This window comes from Rhodococcus sp. NPDC019647, assembly GCF_044389235.1.
Lineage (GTDB): Bacteria > Actinomycetota > Actinomycetes > Mycobacteriales > Mycobacteriaceae > Rhodococcus_F > Rhodococcus_F oxybenzonivorans.
Map to the genome: position 1 here is coordinate 62659 of NZ_JBIRXS010000007.1, position 10150 is coordinate 72808.

10 protein-coding genes and 1 tRNA gene are annotated in these 10150 nt (G+C 64.6%); 7 read left to right on the forward strand and 4 right to left on the reverse strand.

All coding sequences use genetic code 11. The annotated features are described in order from the left end of the window. Nucleotides 1–24: 24 nt before the first annotated feature. Entirely contained in the window at nt 25–1197 is a 1173-nt protein-coding gene (locus tag ACH49N_RS16065) for an acyl-CoA desaturase (RefSeq protein ID WP_109328803.1), read from the forward strand. 12 nt (nt 1198–1209) lie between these two features. Further along, nucleotides 1210–1422, forward strand: a complete 213-nt coding sequence (locus ACH49N_RS16070; protein ID WP_109328805.1) for a hypothetical protein — start codon at nt 1210–1212, stop codon at nt 1420–1422. A gap of 62 nt (nt 1423–1484) precedes the next feature. On the opposite strand, the gene gdhA is transcribed toward ACH49N_RS16070, so the two are convergent. After that, nucleotides 1485–2828, reverse strand: a complete 1344-nt coding sequence (gdhA, locus tag ACH49N_RS16075; RefSeq protein WP_358274553.1) for an NADP-specific glutamate dehydrogenase — start codon at nt 2826–2828, stop codon at nt 1485–1487. A 95-nt stretch (nt 2829–2923) separates the two neighbouring features. Further along, nucleotides 2924–3415: a helix-turn-helix domain-containing protein gene (locus ACH49N_RS16080; RefSeq protein ID WP_358274552.1), complete on the reverse strand. Its 492-nt coding sequence runs from the start codon at nt 3413–3415 to the stop codon at nt 2924–2926. 95 nt (nt 3416–3510) lie between these two features. Here ACH49N_RS16080 and ACH49N_RS16085 point away from each other — a divergent pair, with 95 nt between their 5' ends. Then, nucleotides 3511–4227: an SDR family oxidoreductase gene (locus ACH49N_RS16085; protein WP_358274551.1), complete on the forward strand. Its 717-nt coding sequence runs from the start codon at nt 3511–3513 to the stop codon at nt 4225–4227. Nucleotides 4228–4586: 359 nt separating this feature from the next. Here the strand turns inward: ACH49N_RS16085 and ACH49N_RS16090 are convergent. Both ACH49N_RS16090 and ACH49N_RS16095 read right to left on the reverse strand, forming a co-directional pair. Beyond that, nucleotides 4587–4659: transfer RNA gene (locus tag ACH49N_RS16090), tRNA-Arg, on the reverse strand. A gap of 61 nt (nt 4660–4720) precedes the next feature. Further along, nucleotides 4721–5095: a DUF4345 family protein gene (locus tag ACH49N_RS16095; RefSeq protein ID WP_358274550.1), complete on the reverse strand. Its 375-nt coding sequence runs from the start codon at nt 5093–5095 to the stop codon at nt 4721–4723. Between the two features lie 101 nt (nt 5096–5196). Between ACH49N_RS16095 and ACH49N_RS16100 the strand changes: the two genes are divergently transcribed. The 4 genes from ACH49N_RS16100 to ACH49N_RS16115 all read left to right on the forward strand — a co-directional run bounded on the left by ACH49N_RS16100 (nt 5197) and on the right by ACH49N_RS16115 (nt 10080). Further along, complete coding sequence (locus tag ACH49N_RS16100) at nt 5197–7227, forward strand: cytochrome c oxidase assembly protein (protein ID WP_358274548.1); 2031 nt, start codon at nt 5197–5199, stop codon at nt 7225–7227. A gap of 166 nt (nt 7228–7393) precedes the next feature. Beyond that, nucleotides 7394–7858: a single-stranded DNA-binding protein gene (locus ACH49N_RS16105; RefSeq protein WP_358274546.1), complete on the forward strand. Its 465-nt coding sequence runs from the start codon at nt 7394–7396 to the stop codon at nt 7856–7858. 115 nt (nt 7859–7973) lie between these two features. After that, nucleotides 7974–9653, forward strand: a complete 1680-nt coding sequence (ettA, locus tag ACH49N_RS16110; protein ID WP_109328817.1) for an energy-dependent translational throttle protein EttA — start codon at nt 7974–7976, stop codon at nt 9651–9653. 1 nt (nt 9654) lies between these two features. Next, complete coding sequence (locus tag ACH49N_RS16115; protein ID WP_109328819.1) at nt 9655–10080, forward strand: thioesterase family protein; 426 nt, start codon at nt 9655–9657, stop codon at nt 10078–10080. The last annotated feature ends 70 nt before the right edge of the window (nt 10081–10150 follow it).

Sequence of the window (10150 nt, forward strand, 5' to 3'; positions counted from 1 at the left end):
TCGACATCACACTTGGAGACCGACATGTTTGGACTCTCACTTTCGTTCCTGCCGTTCGTCGACGGCTCGGACGACACACGTTCGACAGCCCCCGTTGTGCTCACGCACGACCAGGTCGAGGAAATCGGCCGGGAACTCGACGCACTTCGTGATCGCACCGTTGCCGATCTCGGCGCGGAGGACCGCGAGTACATCTACAAGATCATCAAGGCCCAGAGGGGCTTCGAGGTCGCCGGCCGCGGGCTGATGTACCTCGGGTTCTTTCCGCCCGCCTGGATCGCGGGCGTCGGTGCCCTGGGGATCTCGAAGATCCTCGACAACATGGAAATCGGCCACAACGTCATGCACGGCCAGTACGACTGGATGCGTGAACCGGGACTGAACTCGCGGGTCTTCGAATGGGACACCGTGTGCCCGGCCGACCAGTGGAAGCACTCCCACAACTACATGCATCACACGTACACGAACATCCTGGGGCGCGACCGGGACATCGGCTACGGCATCTTGCGGATCGACGAGGCCCAGAAGTGGAATCCGTACTACCTCGGCAACCCCGTCTACGCCTTCCTGTTGATGATGCTGTTCGAGTGGGGCGTCATGTTGCACGACCTCGAGGCCGAGAACGTCATTCAGGGCAAGAGGAAGTGGCACGACGTCAAGCCGCTACTCAAAGGGTGGTGGAACAAGGCCGGGCGCCAGGTGCTCAAGGACTACGCGATCTTCCCTGCACTGACCGGACCGTTGTTCATTCCCACGCTGCTCGGCAACGTCACCGCCAACCTGATCCGCAACGTGTGGGCGTACTCGATCATCTTCTGCGGCCACTTCCCCAGCGGTGTCCAGAGTTTCACCGAGGACGAGACCGCGGAGGAGACTCGCGGCGAGTGGTACGTGCGGCAGATGCTCGGCAGCGCCAACATCGAGGGCAGCCCGCTGTTCCACATCATGTCGGGCAACCTCTCTCACCAGATCGAGCATCACCTGTTCCCGGACCTGCCGGCCCACCGCTACCCGGAGCTGGCCCCCCAGGTGAAGGCGCTGTGCGAGAAGCACGGACTTCCCTACAACACCGGTGGCTTCTTCAAGCAGATCGGCTCCGTGTGGGGGAAGATCTTCAAGCTGGCGCTCCCGCCCGGCCTCCTCTCGTCCGACACCCCTCCCGGTGTTATCGTCGAGCGGCAGAAGACTGCAGCCTGAGAGGCGAAACACATGGTGGGGAAGTTCGAACGGCGCAAGGACACCGTGCAGGAACTGACGGAATCCGCGGCCACGCACGTGGGACACATCGCGACCATCATCGCCGGCGCGGTTCGCGACGTCACCCGGGAGATCGGTGACTGGGTGTCGGACGGAATCGAGATGCGGGAGGCCGCGAAGAAGGCCCGCGAGGACGAAGGCTTGGACGACAAGCCGATCGACTGATGACGAGACAGGAGGGCACGGCCGATGCGGCCGTGCCCTCCTGTCGTCTCGGGACCGCTCGGTCAGATGACGCCGAGTGAGATCATTGCGTCGGCCACCTTGACGAAGCCGGCGATGTTCGCGCCGTGGACGTAATCGCCGGGCATCCCGTACTCGTCGGCGGTGGCGACGGTGCGGTCGTGGATGCCGCGCATGATCCCGGCCAGTCGCTCGTCGGTGTACTCGAAGCTCCACGAGTCGCGGGACGCGTTCTGCTGCATCTCGAGTGCCGACGTTGCGACACCGCCGGCGTTGGCGGCCTTGCCTGGCGCGAAGGCCACGCCGGCGTCGCGAAACACCTGTACTCCCTGAGGGGTGGTCGGCATGTTCGCGCCTTCGGCGACGGCCTCGACGCCATTGGCCACCAAAGTCTTGGCAGCTGCTTCGTCGAGTTCGTTCTGGGTGGCGCAGGGAAGTGCGACATCACATCGGACGTCCCAGATAGATCCGTTCGGGATGAATCTCGCGTGCGGCACGGTATCGGCGTATTCGCCGATGCGCCCGCGCCGCACCTCCTTGATCTCCTTCAGGAGGTCGACGTCGAGGCCCTTCTCGTCGACGACATATCCCGACGAATCCGAGCACGCAACCGCGACGCCGCCGAGCTGGTGGATCTTCTCGATGGCATGGATGGCGACGTTTCCGGAGCCGGAGATCACCACCGTCTTCCCGTCCAACGAGGTGCGTGCTGCGTGCAACATCTCGGCGACGAAGTAGGCCACTCCGTAACCGGTGGCCTCGCGCCGCACCTGTGAACCGCCCCAGGTGAGGCCTTTGCCGGTGAGGACACCCGACTCGTAGGAATTGGTGAGGCGTTTGTACTGACCGAACAGATAGCCGATCTCGCGTCCACCGACACCGATGTCCCCGGCAGGGACGTCGACGTACTCGCCGATGTGGCGGTGCAGTTCGGTCATGAAGGACTGGCAGAAACGCATGATCTCGGCGTCCGAACGGCCCTTGGGGTCGAAGTCGGAACCCCCTTTGCCACCACCGATCGGGAGTCCGGTGAGTGCGTTCTTGAAGATTTGCTCGAAACCGAGGAACTTCACGATTCCGAGATTCATGCTCGGGTGGAAGCGGAGACCGCCCTTGTAGGGGCCGAGCACACTGTTGTACTGCACCCGAAATCCGCGATTGACGTGCACACTTCCGGCGTCGTCCACCCAGGGCACTCGGAAGATGATTTGTCGTTCGGGCTCGCACAGGCGCTCGATCAGCCCGGAATCCGCGTAGTGCGGGTGATGGTCGAGAACGATCTGAAGCGACTCGAACACTTCTGCCGCCGCCTGATGGAACTCCGGTTCGCCCGCATTGCGTAGGCGGACCTGTTCATAGATTTCGGCTACTCGGTCGCGCGTTGACACCCACATCCACCCATCTGCCGCTGTGAGGCTTTCTTTACCTTACATTTAGGCGAACTATAGACGTCGGTGAGAAAGTGCAGGTGCCGGCGCCGGGATCAGGTGGTTCGGGTGCGTGAACGAGCCCGCATCGCGACGGCGGCTTGGTCGACCTCGCCGCCACAATGCCTGCAGCGATGTTCGAGTTCGAGCACATGTCCGCAGTCGTGCAGTAGTTCGGAGGCCGGCTCCTCCACCGCCCACTTGCTACCCCACTCGAACAGCGACAGCAGGAGCGGCCGAAGCTCCTCCCCGGCCCGGGTCAGGTGGTACTCGAACCTGGGAGGCCGCTCGGAATACTGCCGACGTTCGATGACGCCTACCTCTTCCAGTTTGCGAAGGCGTGCGGTGAGGATGTCACGCGAGACGCCGATGTAGCCGGCGATCTTGTCGAAGCGATGCACTTCGTAGCTCAGCTCGCGAATGACGAGCATGGACCAACGGTCGCCGATGAGTTCCATGGTGGCGGCGATCGCGCAGGGGCGCGGCGCCAGCGGCATGCGGTCCATGGCCATCTTCGGCGTCGTTCGATCGGTTCGACCCTCGTTCATGTCTCCATCATAGAGGGTTGTGTTTTCCAACTCATGGCGAATACGCTGACCGGACACAGTCAGTTGGATATCCAGACTTACTCGAAGGGGTCGTCATGACCAAGATTCACGACCGATCTGTCCTCGTCACCGGGGCCAATCGCGGACTAGGCCGCGCTTTCGTCACCGAGGCCCTCTCGCGCGGGGCGCGAACTGTCTACGCGGCGGCACGCGACGCGTCGACGATCGTCGACCACCCCCAGGTGGTACCGGTGACCCTGGATGTGACCGATCCTGAATCCGTCTACGCTGCAGCGCAATACGTGGGCGACATTGGTGTGCTGATCAACAATGCCGGAATTTATCTCGGCGAGTCACCACTCGCCGGTGACCTCGGCAAGATGCGCCGCGAACTCGAAACCAACCTCTTCGGCCCCCTGAATGTGACCAGGGCGCTCGCCCCCATCATCGCCGCCAACGGTGGTGGTGCGGTGCTCAACGTCCACTCGGTGCTGTCGTGGCTGGCGGTGGGTGGGTCGTACAGCGTCTCCAAGGCGGCGATGTGGAGTGCCACCAACGCGATGCGCCTGGAGCTCGCGGAACGGAACATTCAGGTGGTCGGGCTGCATCTGGCGTACATGGACACCGACATGACCGCGGGCCTCGACGTCCCCAAGATCTCGGCACCCGAGGTTGCCCGGTTGGCGTTCGACGGCGTGGAGTCGGGCGTCACGGAGGTGCTGGCCGACGATGTCAGCCGTACTGTGAAAGCAGCACTCGCCGGGGAACTCGAGGGCCTGTATCCGCAGCTCGCGGCCCAGGTCGTTGGGTAGGACGCGAAATAAGGAAACCCGCCACTCGCGGAGGCAGGTGACGGGTTCCCGAGCATCCGTCCTGTCGGGTGGGACGGTGCGACAACAGACTAGGCGGTCTGTTTCCTACGCGCGAGTACCGGGCGCTGAGTTCGGAAGCGGGATGAAATACCTACCAGGCGTCTGCGGCACGTTCGCGTGAACAGAGACATCGATTCGCACCTGTTCCTACGGCGTCGCGCGCCTACTGCGCAGCGCGATGCGGACGGAAACGCCGCGGATCGTGGGTTCGATCGTGCTCGGTGCACAGGCCACATCCGGTTCCCGCGACGGCGGGAAACCGGATGTGTGCCTATGCGGTGGCGCACTTGTGCCTTATGTGCCCCCGGCAGGATTCGAACCTGCGACCAAGAGATTAGAAGGCTCTTGCTCTATCCCCTGAGCTACGGAGGCGCGGTCGAAATATTACCTGTTGCCCGGACGCTGCTCGAGCACGGCTGCACAGCTCGTGTCGTCAGCTGATGGCAGCAGCCCATAGCAGTAGCCCGGCCAGAACGAGCTCCACGACAAAGTAGAACCAGACGGGGTAGAAACGCTGGGGTCGATCGACGAGCCCGGCGACGATGCGCCCCACGATCATGCCGACGAGTGCCACGGCCACCACGACGGCGGCCACCGATCTGATGCCCTCGACGTCGAACGCGGCGAATCCGAGCAACGCAGCCACCGCGACGCCGAATCCGCCGTACACCGCACGAACCTCGGCGCGGGCGGTCGGCGAGTCGGCGGTCAACCCGAACGGCGCCACGAGACGGGCAGGCATGAGCAGGCCGTAGAGGCCCATCCCTGCGAAGAACAACGCCACCAGAATGATCAGAAGCGCGGCCATACTGTCTCCTCGACTCCGCGGAACGGGCTTCCGCCGACGGTAGCGGAGCATCCGCCGACCCTCGGTCTCCGACACGGCGTCGTAGGTCCTACCCTGGAGGTATGGCTACACCCCAGCTCACGGCCTCCGACTCGACGTCCAACAGTCCGGCTCGGTCCGATTCCACGGCCCTGTTCGTCGTGGCGGGACTCATTGCCGGGCTGGTCGCTGCACTCGTCGTCGGCTTGTCTGCCGCTCAGGCCCTCGTGCTGCTCGGCATCCCGGATCCGGGACCGGTCACCACCTATGGGCTGCCTGCGTTGCGGGCGGTGTCGGAGATCGCGGCCGTCGTCACCATCGGATCACTCCTGCTCGCCGCCTTCTTCGCACCGCCGCAGAAGTCGGGGGTACTGGACGTGGACGGCTACCGCGCGGTTCGCACGGCGTCCTATGGCGCCATCGTGTGGGCGGCGTCCGCGCTGGTCCTCGTTCCACTGACGCTGTCGGACACCTCTGGGCAACCGTTCACGGAAGCGGTGAAGCCGAGCAACATGTTCGCCGCGATCGACCAGGTGGAATTGGCCGGGGCGTGGCGCTGGACGGCGATCATCGCGATCGTCCTCGCGATCGTGTCCCGGTTGGTGCTGCGATGGTGGTGGACGCCGATCCTGCTCGTCGCAGGCATTCTGGGGCTGATGCCGCTGGCTCTGACCGGGCACTCGTCTTCCGGCGGCTCCCACGACCTGGCTACCAACAGCCTGATCCTGCACCTGGTTGCGGCATCGCTGTGGGCCGGCGGGCTCTTCGCCCTGCTCGCGCACGCCCGTCGGCGAGGCGCCCACACCGATGTCGCGGCGAGGCGTTTCTCCTCGGTGGCAACCGTGTGTTTCGCCGTGATGGCAGCCAGCGGCGTGATCAACGCCCTGGTGCGTGTGCCCATCGGCGACCTCGTCGACACCACCTACGGGCGCCTGGTGGTGGCCAAGACGGTCGCGCTCGTCCTCCTCGGCGGGTTCGGCTGGGCGCAACGCCGGCGGGCTCTGCCCGCACTGCAGAAAGACCCCTCGAACCGCGGCAACCTCATCAGGTTCGCGGGCGCGGAAGCCATTGTCTTCGCCGCGACGATCGGTCTCGCTGTCGGATTGGGTCGGACGCCCCCGCCTGCACCGACTAGAGCACCGACTCTCACCGAGGTCGAACTCGGTTACAACCTCTCCGGACCGCCGACGTTCGCCCGACTGATGTTGGACTGGCGGTTCGATCTGCTCTACGGCACCGCTGCACTGGTGCTCGCCGTCGTCTATCTACTCGGTTTGCGCAAGCTCCACCGCCGCGGCGACAGCTGGCCGCTCGGCCGGGCGCTCGCCTGGATGTGCGGATGCGCGGTGCTCCTCCTGGCCACGTCGTCCGGGGTGGGGCGCTACGCACCCGCGGTGTTCAGCGTGCACATGGGTGCGCACATGGCGCTGTCCATGCTGGCCCCGGTTCTCCTCGTTCTCGGGGCTCCGATCACTCTCGCGCTGCGAGCACTCGATCCGGCGGGCAAGGACGGTGTGCCGGGGCTACGGGAATGGATCCTGGCCGCGCTGCACAGCCGGTTCTCGCAATTCATCACTCACCCCCTCGTCGCGGCGGCTCTGTTCGTCGGCGGCTTCTATGCGCTGTACCTCGGCGGAATCTTCGGCGCCACCGTCGACTCACACTCCGCCCACCTCTTGATGAACCTGCACTTCCTGCTCAGCGGGTACCTCTTCTACTGGGTGGCGATCGGTGTCGACCCCTCCCCGCGCCAATTGCAGCCCGTGACGAAACTCGCGATGGTGTTCGGGTCGCTGCCGTTCCACGCCTTTTTCGGGGTCGCGCTGATGAGCATGGGCGCCGTCATGGGCGAGTGGTACTACCGTTCGCTGGGCCTCGGCTGGAACTCGGACCTGGTGGGGGACCAGAAACTGGGCGGCAGCATTGCTTGGGCCACGGGCGAAATTCCTCTGGTGCTCGTCATGATGGCGCTCCTCATCCAGTGGTCGCGCAGCGACGACCGCACCGCGCGACGCGTGGACCGGGCGGCCGACCGGGACGACGACGCGGACCTCGCCGCCCACAACGCCATGTTCGCCGAGCTCGCGAAACGCGACCGCGAGGCGGGACTCTGACCGCTAGCACGCATCCCCGACACGACGGGCTGGTCATTCCCGGTTTTCGGTCGGTTGTCCACACCCGGCCCGTTTCTCCACAGATTCGTCGCGGGCGACGATTGCGCGGTTCCAGAGAGGCAGGCTGTGTCCAACGGCAATCGCAGAACGACACAGGGGGAGCGCGATGTACGAGACACACGGCACGGTGGTCGGCACGGTCATCACTGCACCGGCCACACGATCCGGATCCGCCGGCGAGGAGTTTCTCGCCTTCCGGATGGCAAGCACGGTACGCCGCCGCGACTACACGACGGGGGAGTGGCGCGACGGCAGCACGCTGTACCTCACGGTCACCTGCCGGCGCCGGCTGATGTCCGGCGTGGTGCAGTCGCTGGCGAAAGGGGATCCGGTGATCGTCACCGGTGAACTGCGGACCAACGAATACACGACGCGAGACGGCGTCGCACGGACCGACCTCGAGTTGAGCGCCACCGCGGTCGGACCCGATCTTGCGCGGTGCACGGTCGTCCTCGACCGGGAACCCCGGACCGTTGCGCCTGTGGAAGCAATGGAAACTTCTTCCACGGAATCTGCCTCCACGGATTCGGTCTCCACAGAACAGGCAGCCGCAGAGACGCTCGTCGCCTGATGCGGCGCCGGGCACCCGCGCAGCCGGGTGCCCGGGCGAGCCGGAAAGCATCCGTTCACCTCTTCCCACGATCCGCAAATGTGGGTTCGACGCCCTACACCATTAGGCTGGCCACATGGCTGAGTTCATTTACACGATGAAGAAGGTGCGCAAGGCGCACGGTGACAAGGTCATCCTCGATGACGTCACGATGAGCTTTTACCCCGGCGCCAAGATCGGTGTGGTCGGCCCGAACGGCGCGGGTAAGTCCAGCATCCTCAAGATCATGGCGGGGCTGGATCAGCCGGGCAACGGTGAGGCATTTCTGGCTCCCGGTGCCTCCGTCGGAATCCTGATGCAGGAGCCCAAGCTCGACGAATCCAAGACTGTTCGCGAGAACGTCGAGGAGGGCATGGGCGAGACCATGGTCCAGCTCAAGCGGTACAACGAGATCGCCGAGCTGATGGCAACCGACTATTCCGACGAGCTGATGGAGGAGATGGGCAACCTTCAGGAAAAGCTCGACCATGCCGATGCCTGGGAGATCGACTCCCAGCTCGAGCAGGCCATGGACGCTTTGCGTTGTCCGCCGCCGGAGGAGATGGTCACGCACCTCTCCGGTGGTGAGAAGCGCCGCGTCGCGCTCTGCAAGCTGCTGCTCAGCAAGCCCGACCTGCTGCTGCTCGACGAGCCCACCAACCACCTCGACGCGGAGAGCGTCCTGTGGCTCGAACAGCACTTGGCGGCCTACCCCGGCGCCATCCTGGCCGTCACCCACGACCGGTACTTCCTCGACCACGTGGCGCAGTGGATCTGTGAGGTCGACCGCGGCCGCCTGTACCCGTACGAGGGCAACTACTCCACCTACCTGGAGCAGAAGGCAGCGCGGCTCGAGGTTCAGGGCAAGAAGGATCAGAAGCTACAGAAGCGCCTGAAGGAGGAGCTGGCTTGGGTCCGCTCCGGAGCGAAGGCCCGCCAGGCCAAGAACAAGGCTCGCCTCGACCGGTACGAGGAGATGGCGAACGAGGCGGAGAAGACCCGCAAGCTGGACTTCGATGAAATCCAGATTCCGGCGCCGCCGCGCCTCGGTGACGTGGTGGTCGAGGTATCGAACCTCGACAAGGGTTTCGACGGCCGTGTGCTGATCAAAGATCTGTCCTTCACACTTCCGCGGAACGGAATCGTCGGCGTCATCGGTCCCAACGGTGTCGGTAAGACCACACTGTTCAAGACCATCGTCGGTCTCGAGGAACCGGATGCCGGTGAGGTGAAGATCGGTCAGACCGTCAAGCTCAGCTACGTAGACCAGAACCGCACCGGGATCGACCCCGACAAGACGGTGTGGGAGGTCGTATCGGACGGTCTCGATCACATCGTCGTCGGACAGACCGAAATGCCGTCCCGCGCGTACATCAGCTCATTCGGCTTCAAGGGACATGACCAGCAGAAACCTGCCGGTGTGCTTTCCGGTGGTGAGCGGAACCGGTTGAACCTGGCAATGACCCTCAAGCAGGGCGGCAACTTGATCCTTCTCGACGAGCCGACCAACGACCTCGATGTCGAGACGCTCGGCTCGCTGGAGAACGCGCTCGAACAGTTCCCCGGCTGCGCCGTCGTGATCTCCCACGACCGGTGGTTCCTCGACCGGACCTGCACCCACATCCTCGCGTGGGAAGGCGGTTTCGGTGACAACGAGGCTGCCTGGTACTGGTACGAGGGCAACTTCGAGGGCTACGAGGAGAACAAGGTCGAACGGCTCGGACCGGACGCGGCACGTCCGCACCGTGTCACGCACCGCAAGCTCACCCGGGACTGACGTGGGAGAGCCGGCAGTCTTCACCTACGAAGTGCAGGTGCGGTGGGGCGACTCCGACAGACTCGGGCACGTTAACAACACCCGATTCGTCGAGTACATGCAGGAAGCGCGGATCCATTTCCTGACGACGGAATTGGCTGCTGCCGGTGCGCGTCCCGGGGCGATGGTGGTGCGCAAGATGGACGTCGAGTTCCTGCGCATCATCACCGACGACTCCGGTCCGTTGAAGGTCGACGTCACAGTGCAGCACGTGGGCACCTCGTCGTACACGATTCGGCATGTCGTCACCGACCGATCCGGGGCAGTGTGCGGGACGGGGGACGCCCTGCTGGTGGCCTTCGACGTCAAGACCGAACGCTCACGCCCGCTGTCCGACGCCGAACGTGCCGGGCTGGGGCGTTACCTCGCACCGGTCAGCACCGGCTGACCAGCGGGGTACGCGGCGGCCTGAAGTTCACCCTCCGTTCCGACCGCCGCGGGATAGTCTCGAGGAGTAC